This is a genomic window from Frigoribacterium sp. PvP054, from assembly GCF_040547465.1.
Taxonomy (GTDB): domain Bacteria; phylum Actinomycetota; class Actinomycetes; order Actinomycetales; family Microbacteriaceae; genus Frigoribacterium.
In genome coordinates this window covers 474,886-494,880 of the sequence record NZ_JBEPPU010000001.1, presented here as the reverse complement: position 1 = coordinate 494,880, position 19,995 = coordinate 474,886, and the positions used below count along the sequence as shown (strand labels likewise).

At 71.0% G+C, this 19,995-nt stretch carries 15 protein-coding genes; 12 read left to right on the top strand and 3 right to left on the bottom strand.

Going from position 1 to position 19,995, the window contains the following annotated elements:
• Positions 1–92 precede the first annotated feature (92 nt).
• The 3 genes from ABID81_RS02215 (at position 93) to ABID81_RS02205 (ending at position 5,746) form a co-directional block, all read left to right on the top strand.
• Positions 93–1,964, top strand: coding sequence for an ABC transporter ATP-binding protein (locus tag ABID81_RS02215; protein ID WP_354593198.1), 1,872 nt, complete (start codon positions 93–95; stop codon positions 1,962–1,964).
• 192 nt (positions 1,965–2,156) lie between these two features.
• Positions 2,157–4,349 (top strand): adenylate/guanylate cyclase domain-containing protein, encoded by a 2,193-nt coding sequence (locus tag ABID81_RS02210; RefSeq protein WP_354593197.1) that lies wholly within the window; start codon positions 2,157–2,159, stop codon positions 4,347–4,349.
• The gene (locus ABID81_RS02205) at positions 4,346–5,746 is read left to right on the top strand and encodes a mechanosensitive ion channel domain-containing protein (RefSeq protein ID WP_354593196.1); all 1,401 of its coding nucleotides are present in this window, start codon (positions 4,346–4,348) and stop codon (positions 5,744–5,746) included. Before ABID81_RS02210 ends, ABID81_RS02205 begins: the two co-directional genes overlap by 4 nt.
• Before the next feature lie 7 nt (positions 5,747–5,753).
• Here ABID81_RS02205 and ABID81_RS02200 read toward each other — a convergent pair whose 3' ends face one another.
• The gene (locus ABID81_RS02200) at positions 5,754–6,491 is read right to left on the bottom strand and encodes a DUF305 domain-containing protein (RefSeq protein ID WP_354593195.1); all 738 of its coding nucleotides are present in this window, start codon (positions 6,489–6,491) and stop codon (positions 5,754–5,756) included.
• A complete protein-coding gene (locus ABID81_RS02195; RefSeq protein WP_354593194.1) occupies positions 6,488–7,162 on the bottom strand; it encodes a thioredoxin-like domain-containing protein in 675 nt (224 codons plus the stop codon). The genes ABID81_RS02200 and ABID81_RS02195 overlap by 4 nt, the downstream gene beginning before the upstream one ends.
• A 248-nt stretch (positions 7,163–7,410) precedes the next feature.
• Between ABID81_RS02195 and ABID81_RS02190 the strand changes: the two genes are divergently transcribed.
• The 8 genes from ABID81_RS02190 (at position 7,411) to ABID81_RS02155 (ending at position 17,766) form a co-directional block, all read left to right on the top strand.
• On the top strand, positions 7,411–8,775 hold the full coding sequence (locus ABID81_RS02190) for a cystathionine beta-synthase (protein WP_354593193.1): 1,365 nt from the start codon (positions 7,411–7,413) through the stop codon (positions 8,773–8,775).
• A gap of 97 nt (positions 8,776–8,872) precedes the next feature.
• A complete protein-coding gene (locus tag ABID81_RS02185) occupies positions 8,873–10,027 on the top strand; it encodes a cystathionine gamma-synthase (protein WP_354593192.1) in 1,155 nt (384 codons plus the stop codon).
• A gap of 134 nt (positions 10,028–10,161) precedes the next feature.
• On the top strand, positions 10,162–11,541 hold the full coding sequence (locus ABID81_RS02180; protein WP_354593191.1) for an MFS transporter: 1,380 nt from the start codon (positions 10,162–10,164) through the stop codon (positions 11,539–11,541).
• 88 nt (positions 11,542–11,629) lie between these two features.
• Entirely contained in the window at positions 11,630–12,649 is a 1,020-nt protein-coding gene (locus tag ABID81_RS02175; protein WP_354593190.1) for a LacI family DNA-binding transcriptional regulator, read from the top strand.
• A gap of 344 nt (positions 12,650–12,993) precedes the next feature.
• Entirely contained in the window at positions 12,994–14,544 is a 1,551-nt protein-coding gene (gene mmsA / locus ABID81_RS02170; RefSeq protein ID WP_354593189.1) for a multiple monosaccharide ABC transporter ATP-binding protein, read from the top strand.
• The gene (gene mmsB / locus ABID81_RS02165; RefSeq protein ID WP_354593188.1) at positions 14,541–15,908 is read left to right on the top strand and encodes a multiple monosaccharide ABC transporter permease; all 1,368 of its coding nucleotides are present in this window, start codon (positions 14,541–14,543) and stop codon (positions 15,906–15,908) included. Before mmsA ends, mmsB begins: the two co-directional genes overlap by 4 nt.
• Before the next feature lie 111 nt (positions 15,909–16,019).
• Positions 16,020–17,117: a substrate-binding domain-containing protein gene (locus ABID81_RS02160; protein WP_354593187.1), complete on the top strand. Its 1,098-nt coding sequence runs from the start codon at positions 16,020–16,022 to the stop codon at positions 17,115–17,117.
• Between the two features lie 91 nt (positions 17,118–17,208).
• Positions 17,209–17,766: an MOSC domain-containing protein gene (locus tag ABID81_RS02155; protein ID WP_354593186.1), complete on the top strand. Its 558-nt coding sequence runs from the start codon at positions 17,209–17,211 to the stop codon at positions 17,764–17,766.
• Between the two features lie 31 nt (positions 17,767–17,797).
• On the opposite strand, the gene ABID81_RS02150 is transcribed toward ABID81_RS02155, so the two are convergent.
• On the bottom strand, positions 17,798–18,364 hold the full coding sequence (locus tag ABID81_RS02150) for a TetR/AcrR family transcriptional regulator (RefSeq protein ID WP_354593185.1): 567 nt from the start codon (positions 18,362–18,364) through the stop codon (positions 17,798–17,800).
• Between the two features lie 325 nt (positions 18,365–18,689).
• On the opposite strand from ABID81_RS02150, the gene ABID81_RS02145 reads away from it, so the two are divergent.
• Positions 18,690–19,919, top strand: a complete 1,230-nt coding sequence (locus tag ABID81_RS02145) for a multidrug effflux MFS transporter (protein WP_354593184.1) — start codon at positions 18,690–18,692, stop codon at positions 19,917–19,919.
• The last annotated feature ends 76 nt before the right edge of the window (positions 19,920–19,995 follow it).

Here is a 19,995-nt window from a genome sequence, read left to right as displayed (position 1 = left end):
CGGTCCCGGTGTGGCCCCTCGTCCCGTGCACGGTCTGCACCGATCTCGCGGGGCCGACGGCGGACGCCGGGGGTCCGGCCTACGCTGACCGGATGAGTTCGATGCATCCGCCCGCGGGCGGTCCCCGCGGCGGCGGTCGGCCGGGTGGGTCCCGGGTGTCGAGCGGCGACGCCGACGCCCAGCGGGCGGCGAACGCCACGGCGCCACGCATCCCCGACCTCGTCGGTCGCATCCGGGGTCTGTTCTCGCCGCACAAGCGGGCCCTCGTCGTCACGGTCGTGCTCGTCCTCGTCGGGGCGGCCCTCAGCGTGGCTCCGCCGTTGCTCACCAAGCAGGCCTTCGACCGGGGGCTGTTCCCGCCGGGCGGGCCCGACGTGCCCGTGCTGCTCGAGCTGGTGGGTGCCATGGTCGGGCTCTGGGTGCTGTCGGCCGGCATCGGCGTGTGGCAGACGTACCTGACGGCCACGGTCGGCAACAAGGTCATGGGTGCGTTGCGCATCCGCCTGTTCGGCCACCTGCAGCGCATGGAGCTCGCCTTCTTCACCCGCACCAAGACGGGTGTGATCCAGTCCCGGCTGCAGAACGACGTCGGTGGCGTCGCGAGCGTGCTCAGCAACACGATCTCGAGCGTCCTCGGCAACACGGTCACGGTCATCGCGGCGTTCGTGTCGATGCTGGTGCTCAGCTGGCAGATGACGGTCGTGACGGTGATCCTGCTGCCGCTGCTCGTCGTCGCCCAGCGCCGGGTCGGGCAGGTCAGGGCGCGCATCGCGACCAAGACGCAGGAGTCCCTCAGCGACATGACGGCCATCACGCAAGAGGCCCTGAGCGTCAGCGGCATCCTGCTGGCCAAGAGCTTCAACCAGCAGCGCGCCGAGGTCGAACGGTACTCGGCCGAGAACCGCACCCAGATCGGCCTGCAGGTGCGCCAGCAGATGAGCGGCCAGTGGTTCTTCGCCGTCGTCCAGATCTTCCTCTCGGTCATCCCCGCCCTGATCTACCTGGTCGCGGCGTGGCTGATCCTCCGCGACGTCCCGGTGACGGCCGGCACGATCGTCGCCTTCACGACGGTGCAGGCCCGGCTGACCTTCCCGCTGATGGGCCTGCTGCGGGTGGCCCTCGACCTGCAGACCTCCGGAGCGCTCTTCGCGCGCATCTTCGAGTACCTCGACCTCCACCCGGCGATCACGAACGACCCCTCGGCCGAGGCCGTCGACGAGACGCAGCTCGGCCGGGTCGAGTTCGACGACGTCTCGTTCTCGTACCCCGACGCCGAGCCCGGCCAGAAGACCCTCGACGGCGTCTCGTTCGACATCGCGCCCGGTCAGTTCGCCGCCTTCGTGGGCCCGAGCGGCGCCGGCAAGACGACCGTGTCGTACCTCATCCCCCGGTTCTACGAGGCGTCGGGTGGGGCCGTGCGCTTCGCCGGCACCGACGTCCGGCGGCTCGACCAAGAGAGCCTGGTCGGCAACATCGGCATCGTCAGCCAAGAGACGTACCTCTTCCACGCCAGCATCGGCGACAACCTCCGCTACGCGCGGCCCGACGCGACCGACGAGCAACTGGTCGACGCGGCCCGGCAGGCCAACATCCACGAGACCATCGCGTCGTTCCCCGACGGCTACGACACGATCGTCGGCGAGCGGGGCTACCGCCTCTCGGGTGGTGAGAAGCAACGGATCGCCATCGCGCGGGTCCTGCTGAAAGACCCGGCGGTGATGGTCCTCGACGAGGCGACGAGCGCCCTCGACACGGTGTCCGAGCGCGTGGTGCAAGAGGCCCTCGACACGGCGACCCGCGGTCGGACGACCATCGCGATCGCCCACCGGCTCTCGACCGTGCGCGAGGCGGACGTCGTCTTCGTCGTCGTGGCGGGCCACGTCGTCGAACGTGGCACGCACGACGAGCTGCTCGCGCTGGGCGGGGTCTACGCCGAGCTCTACGGGCAACAGGTGTCGGCGTGAGGCGTGACGGCCGCCGAGCGATCCGGTGACGCGAGCCGCCCCGGGCCGGTGACCCGCGCCTCCTGACCGGAAGGGTCGCGAGCCCCTGGTCGTCGACGGGGCCCTGGTGGTAAATGTTGAGCACGGGTCAGGTGAGTCGTCCTCGAATCGCGGGGCGCCACGTTCGGGCTGGCCCGAGGGACGAGGCCAGACATGACCACCACGCCGACCGACCAGCGCTCGACCGACGTCGTCGACGCCGTGCCGCACCGTCGTTTCAGCTGGCGGGCCCTGGCGGGTCGCGGCTCGCTCGACATCCAGTCGAAGCTCCTCGTGATGCTGCTCGCCGTCAGTTTCGTCGCGGCCGTCGTGATCGGCGCGGTCGGCTACGTGAACGGTCGCGACTCGCTGCGCGAGGCGGCGTTCGACCAGGTGACGAGCATCCGAGAGTCCCGGGCGCGAGAGGTCGAGCGCACCCTGGCCGGCGTGCAGCAGGCCGTCGTGCTCGACAGCCGCAACGACAGCGCGGTGCAGGCCTCGCGGGCGTTCAACGCCGGGTTCGCCGCCCTCGCCGACCAGACCCCGACCGCCGAGCAGACCTCGGCGGTCGACGGGTACTACTCCGACACGTTCGGGCCGCGGTACGACGAGGCGACGGGCTCGCAGGCCGACGTCGACCTCATCACGCCGTCGACCCCGGCGCAGACCTACCTGCAGTCGCTCTACACGGTGCCCTTCGACGACGACTACGACGCGTCGCTCGCCCTCGACGCCGCGGACGACGGCAGCCAGTGGTCGGCCGCCCGGGCCGAGTACCACGACTACTTCCGCGAGATGGTCACGCAGCTGTCGTACGAGGACGCCCTGCTGCTCGACACCGACGGCAACGTGGTCTACTCGGCCTTCTCGGGGGTCGACCTCGGCACCAACGTCGAGACCGGGCCGTACTCGCGCACGAACCTGCGCGAGGTCTACGACGAGGCCCTCGAGTCGAACACCGTCGACTCGTCGTTCACGACCGACTTCCAGCCCTACCTGCCGTCCCTCGGTGCGCCGACCGCCTGGATCGCCTCGCCCGTCGGCACGGGGGCCGACGTCTCGGGCGTGCTGGCCATCCAGGTGCCGGTCGACGCCATCGACGACGTCATGACCGGTGACGAGTCGTGGGGTCGCGACGGCTTGGGCGACACCGGCGAGGCCTACCTCGCCGGCCCGGACCTGACGATGCGGTCGTCGTCTCGCGAGCTGATCGAGCACCCCGACACCTTCGCCGCCGACGTGATCTCGCACGGCACCCCCACCTCGGTCGCGAACCGGCAGGTCGAGACGGGCAGCTCGGTGCTGCTCCAGCCGGTCGCGACGGCGGCGGTCCGGGCCGCGCTCGAGGGCCGGACCGCGACCACCGTGAACACCGACTACCTCGGCCACCAGGTGCTCGCCGCCTACAAGCCGATCGACGTCGACGGCCTGAACTGGGTGATCGTGGCCAAGGTCGACACCTCGGAGGCCTTCGCCCCGGTGGACGTGTTCACCCGCAACCTGCTGCTGTCGACCGCCGCCATCATCGTGCTCGTCTCGTTGCTGTCGTTGCTGCTGGCGCAGGTGTTCGTCCGGCCCGTCCGACGGCTGCAGACCGCGGTCAACCGCGTCAGCGGTGGGGAGGTCGGCGTCGAGGTGCCGGTGCGCGGCGGCGACGAGTTCGCCGACCTGGGCTCGTCGTTCAACGACATGAGCCGCAGCCTGAAGCTGAAGCAGGACCTCATCGACGACCAGCGCCGCGAGAACGACCGGTTGCTGCTCACGTTGATGCCCGAGGCGGTCGCCAAGCGCTACAAGGAGGGCGAGGAGACCATCGCCGAGGACCACACCGACGTCTCGGTCGTGTTCGCCGACATCGTCGGGTTCGACGACGTGAGCCGCGGGCTCCGGTCGGGCGAGTCGCTGGCCCTGCTCAACGGCCTGTGGAAGTCCTTCGACGAGGCCGCCGACCGGTTCGGCGTCGAGAAGGTGCGCAGCAGCCAGACCGGCTACCTCGCGAGCTGCGGCCTCTCGGTGCCGCGGGTGGACGCGGCCCGACGGGTCGTCGACTTCACCCTCGAGCTGCAGACCGTGCTGGACCGCTTCAACGCGACGCACGACGCCCGTCTCGCCCTGCGGGCGGGGCTCGACACCGGGTCGGTGACGAGCGGCCTGGTCGGACGGCAGAGCATGGTCTACGACATGTGGGGCGACGCCGTGACCCTGGCCTACCGGGTGCAGGACGTCGCCGCGCAGCCGGGGGTGTACGCCACGGAGCGCGTGGTGCAGAAGATCGGCGACGCCGTCCCGGCGTCGGACGCCGGCACCGTCACGACCCAGTCGGGCGCCCAGCGCGTCTTCCGTCTCGACCGACCGGCCGCCTCGTGACCAGCGTCTGGCAGCAGCCGTGGTTCGTGCCGACGCTCGTCGTCGTGATCGGCCTGCCGATCGCGCTCGTCGTGCTGACCGAGGTCACGTCGACCCTGCGACGTCGCGGCAACCCCGCCCACAAGGTCACCCGACTGCTGCGCAGCTACGTCGTGCCCGCCGGGGCGATCGCCCTGCTGCTCGGCGAGGTGACCAGGGCCCTCGACTCCCAGGACTTCACCTGGACGCGCGTGGTGGCGACGGTCTTCGGGTTCCTGGTGATCCTCGCCGTCCTCAACACGGTCAACCTCGCGCTGTTCACGAACGCCTCGAAGGGCAGCTGGCGTGACCGGCTGCCGTCGATCTTCGTCGACATCGGTCGCATCGTCCTCATCGCGATCGGCCTGGCGGTGCTCTTCAGCGCGGTCTGGGGCACCGACGTGGCGGGTCTGTTCACGGCGCTCGGGGTCACCTCGATCGTCCTCGGCCTCGCGTTGCAGGGCGCCATCGGCAGCATCGTCTCGGGTCTGCTGCTGCTGTTCGAACAGCCCTTCCGACTGGGCGACTGGCTCGACGCCGGGGGAGTCCGCGGCCGGGTCGTCCAGGTCAACTGGCGCGCCGTGCACATCGACACGGGCAACGGCATCCAGATCATGCCGAACGCCACGCTGGCCGGTGCGTCGTTCACCAACCTGAGCCGGGGTGGCGGCAGCTTCACCGTCACGACCACGGTCTCGTTCACCACCGACGACCCGCCCGCCGAGGTCGTCGCCCTGCTGCAGCGCGTCGCGGCGACCCTGCCCCAGCTGGCAGAGGGCAGCGTGCCGGTCGCCGTGCCCCTCGGCGGTGCCGACTACGAACTGTCGTTCGACACGCGGGGGCCCGCGCTCGAGGGGGCAGCCCTCGCGACCTTCCGTGGCTGGCTCTGGTACGCCGCCCGGCGGGCCGGCCTCGCTCTCGACGGCGACGCCACCGACGACTTCGCGACGCCCGAGCGCACCGAACAGGCCGTTCGGTCGATCGCGCCCACGCTCTCCCTGTCGGCCGAGGACACCCCCGCCCTCGTGCCGCTCGTCCGACTCGAGCGCTACGCGGCCGGGGAGGTCGTGCTGCCGGCCGGCGTCGTGCCCGAGGCGGTGCGCTTCGTGCTGCACGGTGCCGTGTCGCTCGGGGCGACCCTGCCCGACGGAGCCGTCGTGCCGGTCACGCGGGTCGAGGCCGGCGACTACGTGGGGCAGACGGCCCTGACGCGAGAGACGACGTCGACGGCCGCCGTCGCCCTGACCGAGGTGGCCGTCGCGGTGGTGCCGACGGCGACCCTCGACGACCTGGTCCGCGTGCGGCCGAGGCTCGCCCGCGAGTTCGGCGACGTCATCGAGCGTCGTCGCGACCAGGCGCGCGCGGCCCTGGCCGGGTAGCGGCGGGTCAGCCCCGCTCGGCGAGCATCGCCTGCATCGCCTCGACCTCGCTCTGCTGCGTCTGCACCATGCCCGAGGCGAAGGCCCGCACCTGCGGCACCTCGCTGCGGGCCAGGATCGCGTCGGCCATCTCGATGCCGCCCTCGTGGTGGGCGATCATCAGCGTCAGGAAGATCCGTTCGGCCTCGACCCCCCGAGCGGCGTCGAGCGAGGCGAGCTGCTCGTCGGTGGCCAGCCCCGGCATGCGACCGCCGGGCTCGTGGGTGGCGACCGGCGTCGCCGAGCCGCCCGCGCCTCCGTCGCCCGTCATGTGGTGGCTGCCGTAGTCGCCGTCGAGCGTCGGTCGGGTCATCCACGTCATGGTCGGCTCGGACGGCGCCTGGGGCACGCGCCACAGCTCGAGCCAGGCGTACATCTGCCCGGCCTGCTGGGACTGCGTCAGGGCCAGGTCGTACGCCAACGAGCGCACGTCGGGGTCGTCGGTGCGGTCGCGGACCATCATGGCCATCTGGACGGCCTGTTCGTGGTGCACCTGCATGTCGCGCGAGAAGCCGGCCTCGACGCTGTCGGTGCCGGGCGTGACGGGGTTCGGCGAGCTGAGCCGGCCGAGGGCGACGCCCACGAGCAGCACGATCGCGACCGTCAGGACGCCCGCGACCACCAGGCGCAGCCGACGACCCGAGGAGGCGCGGGTCGGCGTCGCCTCGTCGGTCACGTCGCCGTCGTCGCGGCCCGCCGCGGTCACGCGATCTTGCCGGTGCCGTCCACGCCGCCGGTGCAGGGGGCGCCGGGCTCGGGGGCGTTCGTGGACTTCCAGTACTTGGTGACGAAGTCCGAGACCGTCGCCTCGTCGTCGGCGACGTTCGAGAACGGCAGCTGGGCGCCCCAGGCCGACACGTACATCGGCGAGTCGAGGCCCTCGTAGGGCGACACGACCGCGTAGGTGTCGGGGGCGAAGTCGCGCAGCGCCTCGATCTCGGACTCGCTGACCTGCTCGGGGTCGTAGGTGAACCAGACCGCGCCGTGCTCGAGGTCGTGGACGGCGTTCTCGTTCGGCACCGGCTCGGTGTAGACGCCGCAATTGAGCCAGACCTGGTTGTGGTCGCCACCCGCCGGCGGGGTCATCGCGTAGTCGACGGTGCCGCCCACGTGGTTGGCGGTGAGGTCGGAGTACGTCTTCACGCCGTCCACCTCGATGGCCTGGGGGTCCTGGCGGGGTTGCCCGCTCGTCACGACGAAGGTCACGACGAGCGCGACGACCGCCGCGCCGGCCACCGAGGCGGTGACGATGCCGATCGTCCGGTTGCGCTTCGCCCGGGCCTGCTGCCGCTTGAGCTCGGCGACCTTCTCTTGGCGTCGGGCGTCGCGCTGCTGCTTGACGGTGGGCTTGTCGGTCGGCTTGTCGCTGCTGGCCACGGGTGTCCTCTGGGTCGGGGAGGTGGTCGGGACGCACCAGATCGTAGATGCGTCATCCATTTTCTCTCACGACTGCCTGGGAGGCGCGTGCCAGTCGGGCGGACGGCGTCACGCGGCCGTCACACGGCACGACCCCCTCGGTAGACTCGGACGACGGGCCCGGCCAGGCCGCAGCGGTCGGCCCGGCCACCCGAGTCGTCGACCTGCGCCGAGCCCCACGAGGGCCGCGCGAGAACCGGAGCATCCCCGTGAAGTACGCCGAGACCGTCCTCGACCTGATCGGCGACACCCCGTTGGTCAAGCTCAACAAGGTGACCGAGGGCATCACGGCGACCGTGCTCGTCAAGGTCGAGTACGTCAACCCGGGTGGGTCGTCGAAGGACCGCATCGCCACCCGCATCATCGACGCCGCCGAGCGCGACGGGCTGCTGGGCCCCGGCGGCACCATCGTCGAGCCGACGAGCGGCAACACGGGCGTGGGGCTCGCCCTGGTCGCCCAGCAGCGGGGGTACCGCTGCGTCTTCGTGCTGCCCGACAAGGTCGGCGACGACAAGCGCAACGTGCTGAAGGCCTACGGCGCCGAGATCGTCGTCACCCCGACCGCCGTCGAACCCACGAGCCCCGAGTCGTACTACAGCGTCTCGGACCGGCTGGCCCGCGAGATCCCCGGGGCGTTCAAGCCGAACCAGTACGCCAACCCCAACGGCCCGCTCAGCCACTACGAGACGACCGGCCCCGAGATCTGGCGCGACACCGACGGTCGCATCACCCACTTCGTCGCGGGCGTGGGCACCGGCGGCACCATCAGCGGCACGGGCCGTTACCTGAAAGAGGTGTCCGGAGGCGCGGTGCAGGTCGTCGGCGCCGACCCCGAGGGCAGCGTCTACAGCGGTGGCACCGGCCGCCCCTACCTGCTCGAGGGCGTCGGCGAGGACTTCTGGCCGGCCGCCTACGACCCGTCGGTGGTCGACCGGATCATCGCCGCCGACGACGCCCGCTCGTTCGAGCTGACGCGTCGCCTCGCCCGCGAGGAGGGGCTGCTGGTCGGCGGCTCGTCGGGCCTCGCCGTCGCGGCCGCCCTCGACGTCGCCCGCGAGCTCGGCCCCGACGACGTCGTGGTCGCCCTGTTGCCCGACAGCGGGCGCGGCTACCTCGGCAAGATCTTCAACGACGCCTGGATGCGGTCGTACGGCTTCGGCGTCAGCCACGACGAGCGCTCGGTGCGCGACCTCATCGCGTCCAAGACCGGTCAGCTGCCCGACCTCGTGCACGCGCACCCGTCCGACACCGTCCACGACGTCATCGGCATCATGAAGACCTACGGCGTCTCGCAGATGCCGGTGCTCTCGGCCGAACCGCCCGTCGTCATCGGCGAGGTGGTCGGCGCCATCGAGGAGAAGGCCCTGCTCGAGGCGATCTTCCGCGGTGGGGCGACGATGGGCGACGCCGTCTCGGCCTACCTCGGCGACCCGCTGCCGCTGATCGGCGTCAACGAGCCCGTCTCGGCGGCACGCACCGCCCTCGAGTCGGTCGACGCCCTGCTCGTCACCGACGACGGGCGACCGGTCGGCGTGGTCACCCGCCAGGACGTGCTGGCCTTCCTGTCGTTGTGAGCGGTCGGCCGGGGCGACCCGGCCCCGCGACCCGACCCGCGCCTCCTCTGCTCCCCCTCCCACCTCGCCGCACCCGTCCCCCTCGAAAGGACACCCCATGACCCACGGTTTCTCGACCCGCGCGATCCACGCCGGTCAGGAGTTCGACCCGACGACCGGCGCGGTCGTGCCACCGATCTACCAGTCCTCCACCTTCGTGCAGGACGGCATCGGCGGGTTCCGCGGCGGCTACGAGTACGCCCGCTCGGCCAACCCCACGCGTGACTCCCTGCAGACCCTGCTCGCCGACCTCGAGGGCGGCACGGCGGCCTTCAGTTTCGCCTCCGGGCTGTCGGCCGAGGACGCCCTGCTGCGCTCGGTGCTGGCGCCGGGTTCGCGCATCGTCATGGGCAACGACGTCTACGGCGGCACGCACCGGCTGGTGAACCGGGTCTGGGTGCCGTGGGGCGTGACGCTCGACACCGTCGAGATGAGCGACCTCGACGCCGTGCGTGCGGCCGTGCAGGCCGCCCCGACGGCCGTCCTCTGGGTCGAGACGCCCAGCAACCCGCTGATGAAGATCAGCGACGTCGCGGCGCTCGCCGAGATCGGGCACGCGGCCGGTGCCGTCGTCGTCGTCGACAACACCTTCGCCTCGCCCTACCTGCAGCAACCGCTCTCGCTCGGGGCCGACGCGGTGGTGCACTCGACGACGAAGTACATCGGCGGGCACTCCGACGTCGTCGGCGGGGCCGTGGTCGTGCGCGACGACGAGCTCGCCTCGAAGGTCGGCTTCGTGCAGTTCGGGGTCGGTGCCGTGTCGGCGCCGATGGAGGCCTGGCTGACCGTGCGCGGCATCAAGACCCTCGGCGTGCGCCTCGACCGCCACTCGTCGAACGCGCTCGCCATCGCCCGGGCCCTCGAGGGCCACCCGGCCGTCGAGCGGGTCTACTACCCGGGGCTCGAGTCGCACCCCGGGCACGAGCTGGCCGCGCGCCAGATGCGGGCGTTCGGCGGCATGCTCTCGGTGCAGCTCGCCGCGGGCGGCGCCGCGGCCCGACGCTTCGCCGAGTCGACCGAGATCTTCCAGCTCGCCGAGTCCCTCGGCGGCGTCGAGTCGCTGATCGGCTACCCGAGCGAGATGACCCACGCGTCGGTGCGCGGCACCGAGCTCGAGGTGCCCGACACGATCGTGCGGCTCTCGGTCGGCATCGAGGACGTCGACGACCTGCTCGGCGACGTCACCCAGGCGCTCGCGCGCCTCGACGCCTAGGCGTCGTCGCGGCAGCCCGAGGAGGCGCGGTGCGGGGGAGGCCCGCACCGCGCCTCCTCGTCCCGTCCCGTGCCGTCCCGCGCGTCCGGTTGCGGCCGACGCCCGACGTCGGTGGCTCGGCCTAGGCTCGACGCATGTCCGACGTCGCCGTGAGCACCCGCCCCGAGGGCGTGCTCAGCGGCCGGTACCGCCTGGCCACGCTGGGCATGTGCGCGCTGATCGGCATCGCCGCGTTCGAGTCGCTCGCCGTCACGACGATCATGCCGATCATCAGCCGCGAGCTCGACGGCGAGGCGCTGTACTCGCTGAGCTTCGCCGCTCCGCTCGCCTCGGGGCTCGTGGGCATGGTGGTCGCCGGCAACTGGGCCGACCGCAGCGGGCCCCGCGTCGTCGTCATCGCGTCGATGCTGATGTTCGCCGTGGGACTGCTCGTCGTCGGCACCGCCCCCGACATGGTCGTGCTGCTGCTCGGCCGCCTCGTCCAGGGCGTCGGTTCGGGCGCGGTCATCGTCGGCCTCTACGTCATGGTCGCCCGGCTCTACCCGCCGGGCCTGCACCCGTCGATCTTCGCCGGTTTCGCGGCCGCGTGGGTGGTGCCCGGGCTCGTCGGGCCGCTGGTCGCCGGCGTCGTCGCCGAGGCGGTGGGCTGGCACTGGGTCTTCCTCGGGGCGCTCGCCCTGGCGGTCCCCGCGTTCTTCGCGATCCTGCCGAGCCTGCGCCGCGTCCCGCCGCCCGAGGTGGCCGAGGGGGCTCGGCGCGTCGCCTGGAGCATCGGGCGCATCCTCTGGTCGGTCGGCGCCGCGCTCGGCGTGCTGGCGCTCAACCTGGTCTCCGAGTTCCCGACCTGGCTCACGGTCGTCGTCATCGTGGTGGCGGTCGTCGTGCTCGCCGTGGCCCTCCGGCCGCTGTTGCCCCGGGGCACGCTGCGGGCGGCCCCCGGACTGCCGACGCTCGTGCTGCTGCGCGGGCTCGTCGGCGCGGCCTTCCTCGGCAGCGAGGTCTACATCCCCTACATGCTCTCGGCCGAATACGACTTCAGCGCCTCCGCCTCGGGCGTCACCCTCACCCTCGGCGCGCTGGGCTGGGCCTTCGCCAGCTGGGTGCAGGGACGACTCGGCGACCGGGTCCGGCAGCGCACGGGCATCCGGGTCGGCATCGTCCTCGTGGTGCTCGGCGTCGTCGTCGCCGCGCTCACCCCCTTGTTCCACCTGCCCCCGGCCGCCTTGATCGCCACCTGGGCCGTCGCCGGCTTCGGCATGGGCTTCATGTACCCGCGCTTCTCGGTGCTCGTGCTCGCCCTCTCGCCCGAGGCCGAGCGCGGGTTCAACAGCTCCGCCCTCACGATCGCCGACTCCACCGGGTCGGCCGTCGCGTTGGCGCTGACCGGGGCCGCGTTCGGGCTGCTGGGCGGGGCGTCGAGCCCGATCGCGTTCGTCGCCTGCTTCGCCGTCGGCACGGGTGTCGCCCTGCTGGCGCTCGCCCTCAGTGGCCGGGCGGTGCCCCGAGGGCGGTGACCGCGCCTCCTGCCGGATGAATGCATAATGGTCTCCGGACGACGATGTGTACGGTCACATCGCGCGGTCACAGAGCGACGGAGCGACGGTGAAGCCTGACATCGAGAAGGTGCGTGCTCCCAACATCCGCGACGTGGCCGCCCTCGCCGGGGTGTCTTACCAGACCGTCTCGCGCGTCCTCAACGACAGCCCGAGCATCCGGCCGAGCACCCGCCAGAAGGTGCTCGACGTCATCGACGAGATCGGCTACCGGCCGAACCAGGCCGCGCGCGCGCTGGTGACCAGCCGGTCGAAGGCGATCGGGGTGCTCACCCTGCAGAACGTGCACTTCGGCCCGCAGACCATCGTCAACGCCATCGAGGTCGAGGCCCGCACCGCCGGGTACCGGCTGAGCATCGCGAGCACGACGACGGCGTCCGACGACGTGCGGGCGAGCCTGCAGCTGCTCACGAACCAGGCCGTCGAGGCGATCATCGTCATCGCCCCGCAGCGCAAGTTCTTCGACGTGATCGACGAGCTCGACCTCGACGTGCCGATCGTGGCGCTCGACTCGACCCAGCGTGCGCGGGCGCACAGCCTGTCGGTCGACCAGTTCGAGGGGGCCCGACTCGCCACCCGGCACCTCATCGACCTCGGCCACCGGCACATCGTGCACGTCGCCGGCCCGCAGGACTGGATCGAGGCCGACGAGCGGATGCAGGGCTTCCTCTTCGAGATGGGCGAGGCCGAGCTGTCGATCGAGCCGCCCATCCTCGGTGACCTGACCGCCGACTTCGGGTACGTCGCCGGGCAGGAGCTGCTGCGTCGGCGGGACTTCACGGCGGTCTTCTCGGCCAACGACCTGATGGCGGTCGGGCTGCTGCACGCGTTCCGCGAGGCCGACGTCGACGTGCCGCGCGAGGTCAGCGTCGTGGGCTTCGACGACTCGCCGACCGCGCCGCACCTGTGGCCACCGCTCACGACGGTCCGGCAGGACTTCGCGCTGATCGGCCGACGGGCCGTCGAACTGGTCGTCGCCGAGCTCGAGGGCGGCACGGTCGTCGACCGCACCCTGATCCCGCCGGAACTCGTGGTGCGCGGGTCGACCTCGCGACCCTGGTTCCTCTGACGCACCCGCCCGCACCGGCGGGCGAGGGCGTGCCGGCCGGGCGAGGAGGCGCGGCGGGCGTCACGCGGACCGGCTTCGATAACGGATCCGCATCGGCATTTGACACGACCCCCTCTCAGGATTAGCTTTGCTCCAGTCGCGGTGTGAACGGTCACATTCCGCGGGCCGGGCAACGAACGCCGGTTCCGCGCTCGGGCCCCGCACGGCGACGATGAACAGCAGGATGCCCGCCGGAGCACGTCTCCGTCGGACGACGACGAGGTCGAAGGTCGAGGACGACGTGCCCAGTGCCGTGACGTCGAGCGCACAGCTCGCGAGCAGCCACATCCCCGGGGGTGCCCCGCATGGGCGTTGAGTCCCCCGTCATCCTCGAGATGCGCTCCATCACGAAGGAGTTCCCGGGCGTCAAGGCGCTCGACGACGTCTCGATGCAGGTCCGCGCCGGTGAGGTGCACGCGATCTGCGGCGAGAACGGCGCCGGCAAGTCGACGCTCATGAAGGTGCTCTCGGGCGTCTACCCCTACGGCACGTACTCGGGTGACATCGTCTACCAGGGCGACGAGATGCGCTTCCGCGACATCCGCTCGAGCGAGTCGCAGGGCATCGTCATCATCCACCAAGAACTGGCGCTCATCCCCGAGCTCTCGATCACCGAGAACATCTTCCTCGGCAACGAGCCGACCCGCTTCGGTGCCATCGACTGGCGCGCCGCCAAGACGAAGGCCATCGACCTGCTCGCCCGCGTGGGCCTGAAGGACGACCCCGACACCGCCATCAAGAACCTCGGCGTCGGCAAGCAGCAGCTCGTCGAGATCGCCAAGGCACTGAACAAGAACGTCAAGCTGCTGATCCTCGACGAGCCCACCGCGGCCCTGAACGAGGCGGACTCGCAGCACCTGCTCGACCTCATCCGCGGGCTCAAGGGCCGCGGCATCTCGTCGATCATGATCAGCCACAAGCTGAACGAGATCGAGGCGATCGCCGACTCGATCACCATCATCCGCGACGGCCGCACGATCGAGACCCTCGACGTGAAGGCCGACGGCGTCAACGAGGACCGCATCATCCGCGGCATGGTCGGCCGCAACCTGGCCAGCCGGTTCCCCGACCGCACGCCGAAGATCGGCGAGGTGTTCTTCGAGGTCAAGGACTGGTGGGTGCGCCACCCGCAGACCGCCGAGCGGTTCGTCTGCAAGGGCTCCAGCATCACCGTCCGCAAGGGCGAGATCGTCGGCCTGGCCGGCCTCATGGGCGCGGGTCGCACCGAGCTCGCGATGAGCATCTTCGGTCGGTCGTACGGGCAGTTCGTCTCGGGTCAGATCGTCAAGGACGGCGAGACCGTCGAGATCAAGAACGTCTCGGACGCGATCGACAACGGCCTCGCCTACGTGTCGGAGGACCGCAAGGTGCTCGGGCTGAACCTGCTCGACGACATCAAGCGCTCGACCGTCGCCGCCAAGCTGACCAAGATCTCGAAGGCGTCGGTGGTCAACACCTACGAAGAGCACTCGATCGCCGAGGAGTACCGCAAGAGCCTGCGGGTCAAGACCCCGACGGTCGACGAGGGCGTCGCCAAGCTCTCGGGCGGCAACCAGCAGAAGGTCGTCCTGGCGAAGTGGATGTTCACCGACCCCGACCTGCTCATCCTCGACGAACCGACCCGCGGCATCGACGTGGGCGCCAAGTTCGAGATCTACAACATCATCAACCAGCTCGCGGCACAGGGCAAAGGCGTGATCGTCATCTCGTCCGAGCTGCCCGAGCTGCTGGGGCTCTCCGATCGCATCTACACGATCTTCGAGGGCACCGTCACGAACGAGATCGAGGCCTCAGAGGCCGACGCCGAGACGCTCATGCGAACCATGACCTCGAAGAAGAAGGAGCAAGCCGCATGAGTGGCATCAAAGACCTGAAGAAGGTGTTCGGCGGCAACACGTCGAACGCGCGCCAGTTCGGCATGATCGCGACGCTCGTCGTGGCCATCCTGATCTTCCAGGTGCTGACCGACGGGCTCACCCTGCAGCCCACGAACCTCATCGCCCTGGTCAGCCAGTACTCGTACATCCTGATCCTCGCCATCGGCATGGTGATGGTCATCGTGGCCGGCCACATCGACCTCTCGGTCGGCTCGGTCGCCGCCTTCAGCGGCATCGTCGTCGCCAAGGCGATGGACAGCTGGGGCCTGCCCTGGGGCGCCGCGATCCTGCTCGGCCTCGTCGTCGGCGTCGTCATCGGCGCCTGGCAGGGCTTCTGGGTCGCCTACGTCGGCGTCCCCGCGTTCATCGTCACGCTCGCCGGCATGCTGCTCTTCCGCGGTGCCAACCAGTTCGTGGGCAACGCCGACACCATCCCCGTGCCCGACGGCTTCACCGTGATCGGCGCCGGCTACCTGCCCGAGTTCGGGCCGAACACCGGTTACAACAACGCGACCCTGCTGCTCGGCCTCGTCATCATCGTCGCGATCGTCTACAACGAGTTCCGCCTGCGCCGCATCCAGCAGAAGATGGGCTCCGAGCGGGCACCGCTCTGGGTCAGCGCCGTCAAGCTGGTCGTGCTCGTCGCCATCGTCGCCTACGCCGCCACGCTGTTCGCCGGCGGGCGGGTCGGCACGTCCTTCCCGATCTCGGGCATCATCCTCGGCGTGCTCGTGCTGGTCTACGGCTTCGTGACGCAGAACACGATCTTCGGTCGCCACATCTACGCGGTCGGTGGCAACTCGCACGCCGCCGAGCTCTCGGGCGTCAAGGCGAAGCGGATCAACTTCTTCGTCATGATGAACATGTCGGTGCTCGCCGCCCTGGCCGGCATGATCTACGTGGCCCGCGCCGGCGCCTCCGGCCCGCAGGACGGCCTGAACTGGGAGCTCGACGCCATCGCGTCGGTCTTCATCGGTGGTGCGGCCGTCGCCGGCGGCATCGGCACCGTCACCGGTTCGATCGTCGGTGGTTTCGTCATCGCCGTCCTGAACAACGGCCTCCAGCTGATGGGCGTCGGTTCCGACAAGGTGCAGATGATCAAGGGCCTCGTCCTGCTGATCGCCGTCGCCGTCGACGTCTACAACAAGAGCCAGGGTCGTCCCTCGATCACCGGGTTCCTCACCCGGGGCCTGCGCCGCGACAAGAACGGCGTCGCCGCGTCCGACCTGCCGCCCGGCAGCCAGAACGGCGTCGGCCGCGACGCCGAGACGACCGAGCCCGCCCTCACCCCGAACGGCGACCTCTCGGACGTGCAGCGGCCCAAGGCCACCACGCCCAACTAGACCCACCACCCGGCGCGCCCGTCCATCGACGGTCGGACGCGCCTCCACCGGGAGTCCGCACCGCGGGCGACCACACGGCACCACCCCTCACAACGAGAAAGTAGACACAGCATGCGCAAACTCGCGCTGACGACCTTCGCGGTCGCCGCAGCAACGACGCTGATCCTGAGCGGCTGCTCGAACTCGGCCCGCACCGACGCGGGTTCGGGCGACGCGGCCTCGGGCTTCGAGTCCGGCTCGACGATCGGCGTGGCCCTGCCCGCCAAGACGAGCGAGAACTGGGTCCTCGCCGGTGACCTGTTCACCGAGGACCTCACCGACGCCGGCTTCAAGCCCGACGTGCAGTACGCAGCGGCCAGCGGCACCGTCGCCAACCAGCAGGACGAGATCCAGTCCATGGTCACCAAGGGCGCCAAGGTCATCATCATCGGCGCCGCCGACGGTGGCCAGCTCGGCACCCAGGTCAAGGCCGCCCACGACGCCGGCGCCGTGGTCATCGCCTACGACCGCCTGATCCTCAACACCGACGACGTCGACTACTACGTCGCGTACGACAACTACAAGGTCGGCGAGCTGCAGGGTCAGGCCCTGCTCGACGGCATGGCCGCCAAGAAGGCTGAGGGCCCGTACAACGTCGAGCTGTTCTCCGGCTCGTCCGACGACGCCAACTCGAAGGTGTTCTTCGACGGTGCGATGAGCGTCCTGCAGCCGAAGATCGACGACGGCACGCTCGTCGTCGCCTCGGGTCAGACCGACATCAAGCAGACGGCGACCGACGGCTGGAAGCCCGAGAACGCCCAGCGCCGCATGGACTCGCTGCTCACCAGCACCTACGGCGACAAGGAGCTCGACGGCGTCCTCAGCCCGAACGACACCCTGGCCCGCGCCATCATCACCTCGGTGAAGCAGGCCGGGAAGCCGATCCCCGTCGTCACCGGTCAGGACTCCGAGGTCGAGTCGGTCAAGTCGATCATGGCCGGCGAGCAGTACTCCACCATCAACAAGGACACCCGCAACCTCGTGAAGCAGGCCGTCGCGATGGTCACCTCGCTGAGCAAGGGCGACAAGGCCGAGACGAACGACGACAAGTCGTACGACAACGGCAACAAGGTCGTCCCCGCCTACCTGCTGCCGCCCCAGATCGTGACGAAGGAGAACGCCGCCGAGGCGTACGCCAACGACACGACCCTCGAGCCGCTCACCAAGTAGCACCCCGCCGCCGCTCGGCGGCACCGGCACCGGCCGGGCACCCCACCAGGGGTGCCCGGCCGTCGTCGTCGGAGGGCGGTATCGTGCGTCCGTGGCCACCGAGGGAGAAGCGCAGGAGGCGCGGGTGCCGTCCGCGACGCCGGTGACCGTCGAGCTGCTGCTCGCCTCGCCCCGCTCCCGCTACGTCGGGCGCCCCGCCGACGGCCCGGCCCCGGCTCCGGTCACGGGCCCCGAGCGGCACGACGCCGTCACCGTGCGGGCCCACCTCGGCATCGTGGGCGACCGCTACTTCAACGCCCCGGCGCACCGTGGCGCCTCGGTCACCCTGTTCGCCGCCGAGCAGCTCGAGCACGTCGCCCGCGAGCTCGGCCTGCCGGACGGCACGACGCTCGACGCGGCCCTGACCCGCCGCAACGTGGTCGTCCGCGGAGTCGACGTCGACGCGCTGGTCGGGCACGAGTTCGACCTCGACACGGGCGACGGTCCGGTGGCGTTCCGGGCGAACCGGGCGGCGAACCCCTGCGCCTGGATGGACGTCGTGTTCGGCGTCGGCGCCTTCCGGGCACTCCGGGGTCGCGGGGGAGTCCGGTGCGAGCCGCTCACCGACGGGGTGCTGCGCGTGGGGCCGGGACTGCTGCGCGCCTCCTAGGCGACCAGTCGACCCGGCGGACGGCCGCCGGTCAGCCCCACCAGGTGGGCAGCATGAGCGTCATCGTGTCGAGCAGCGCCCGACGGCTCGTGCGCTTGCCGCGAAGCCAGGCCTCGATGGCGCCCACGAGCCCGTGCGCCAGGTGCCCGGCGGCGATGTGCACCGAGAGCCCCTGGGGCAGGCTGCCCTCGGGCAGGGTGCTCAGGTGCTGCACGCTGGACTCCTCGAAGTGTCGGGCCAGGGCCTGGTGGATCGAGGCGTCGAGGGGGTCGGGCAGGGCGAGGCGGTAGATCTCGCGGTACCGGACGACGTGGTCGACGACCTTCTCGATGGCGCGCCGGGTGGCCTCGGGGCCGTCGGCCCGGCCCTCGAGCCGCAGGGCGTGGTCCTCGGCCCGGATCGCGTCCAGCTCGGGGGTGAGCACCGCGGTGAGCAGGCTGCCCGGCGAGGTCGCGTGGCTGTAGAAGGTGGCGCGGTTGATGCCCGCGGCCCTGGTCACGTCGGCGACCGAGATGCTCGACACGGCCCGCGTCGAGGCGAGCTCGACGACGGCGGCGTGCAGCGCCTTCGTGGTCTGGACGATGCGCGCGTCGACCATGGACGTTCCTCCTCGGGGCCCGGGACGGGACGGTCGCGTCCGAGGCCAGGTCGAGCCTAGACCGGGGCGGCACGCCGACACGGCAAGGCGCCGGGGGGACTGTCGGCGGGCCTCGCGAGCGGGATAGGCTGGGACGCGACGGGTGTCGTGCACCGACGGCGTCCCCCTCCCTCCTCCCACCCCCTCGAACCACGTGGCGGTCGTCCGCGTCGACGCGATCGCATCGATTCGACCCGTGAGTCGTCCGGCCCGCCGCGGCCGCGCCTCCTCACGTCCTCCAGCCCGTGACCACCCCCTCGTGACCCCTCCAGACAGGACCTGCCTCGTGACCACCGTCGTCCACCCGGGTGACTCCCTGACCCGCCGTCAGCGGCTCGTCTACGTCGTCGTGCTCGGCGCGCTCACCGCGCTCGGACCGTTCACGATCGACCTCTACCTGCCGGCGTTCCCCGAGCTCAGTCGCGACTTCTCGGTCGACAGCGGGGTCATCCAGCTGACGCTGACCGCGACCACCATCGGCTTCGGGGTCGGGCAGCTGCTCGTCGGACCGTGGAGCGACAAGGTCGGTCGACGGACGCCCCTGATCGTGGCGACGGCCGTCCACATCCTCGCCAGCATCGGTGCGGCCAGCGCGCCGACCATCGAGCTGCTCGCGGTGTTCCGCGTGCTGCAGGGCATGGGCGCGGCCGCCGGCGGCGTCGTGGCCATGGCGACGGTGCGCGACCTGTTCGGCGGGCTGCCCCTCGTGCGCATGCTGTCGCGCCTGGCGCTGGTCAACGGGCTCGCCCCGATCGTCGCGCCCGTCATCGGGTCGCAGCTGCTGGCCTTCACGAGCTGGCGCGGCATCTTCGTCTTCCTGGTCGCCTACGGCGCCTTCGTGATCATCGCCGCGATCTTCCTGATCGTCGAGACCCTGCCGCCCGCGCGGCGCCAGGAGGCCGGACACAGCACCCTGCGGCAGCGCTACAAGGTGCTGTTCGGCGACCGCATCTTCGTCGGCGTCGCCCTGATCGGGGCCATGGTCTTCTCGGGCCTGTTCTCGTACCTGTCGGCGTCGTCGTTCCTGTTCCAGGAGGTCTACGGGCTGAACGCGCAGCAGTACGGCTACCTGTTCGCGATCAACTCGCTCGGCATCGTCGCGGGCGTGCAGATCAGCTCGCGGCTGGCCCGCCGGGTGGGGCCGCAGTGGATCCTCGCCTGCTCGACCGTCGTGCTGCTGCTCGCGGCCGCGGCGATCGTCGTGCTCGACTCGCTCGGTGCCGGGCTCGTCGGCATCCTCGTGCCGCTGTGGTTCTTCATCGCGGCCTGCGGCTTCTCGTTCCCGCAGGTGCAGGTGCTCGGGCTCGCCAACCACGGCAGGGAGGCCGGGACGGCGGCGTCGCTGCTCGGCGCGCTGAACTTCGGCCTGGCGGGCCTCATCTCGCCGGTGGTCGGATTCCTGGGCATCGGGTCGGCCGTGCCGATGGGCAGCGTGATGATCGCCACCTCCTGCGTGGCGATCGCGAGCCTGTGGCTGCTGGTGCGCCCGCGGACGGTGCCGGCGCTCGGTCGCTGACCCGCGCCTCCTCGGGGGACGCGCCGGGACGCCGCGGCGGCACCGTGCGGTCGCCGGCCCGCGCCTGCCGGTACCG

Bases quoted from the DNA above. Each gene is read 5' to 3' on its own strand.
- ABID81_RS02210 (WP_354593197.1), top strand. From the start codon at position 2,157: ATGACCACCACGCCGACCGACCAGCGCTCGACCGACGTCGTCGACGCC.
- ABID81_RS02150 (WP_354593185.1), bottom strand. From the start codon at position 18,364: ATGGTCGACGCGCGCATCGTCCAGACCACGAAGGCGCTGCACGCCGCC.
- mmsB (WP_354593188.1), top strand. From the start codon at position 14,541: ATGAGTGGCATCAAAGACCTGAAGAAGGTGTTCGGCGGCAACACGTCG.
- ABID81_RS02215 (WP_354593198.1), top strand. From the start codon at position 93: ATGAGTTCGATGCATCCGCCCGCGGGCGGTCCCCGCGGCGGCGGTCGG.
- ABID81_RS02185 (WP_354593192.1), top strand. From the start codon at position 8,873: ATGACCCACGGTTTCTCGACCCGCGCGATCCACGCCGGTCAGGAGTTC.
- ABID81_RS02180 (WP_354593191.1), top strand. From the start codon at position 10,162: ATGTCCGACGTCGCCGTGAGCACCCGCCCCGAGGGCGTGCTCAGCGGC.
- ABID81_RS02160 (WP_354593187.1), top strand. From the start codon at position 16,020: ATGCGCAAACTCGCGCTGACGACCTTCGCGGTCGCCGCAGCAACGACG.
- mmsA (WP_354593189.1), top strand. From the start codon at position 12,994: ATGGGCGTTGAGTCCCCCGTCATCCTCGAGATGCGCTCCATCACGAAG.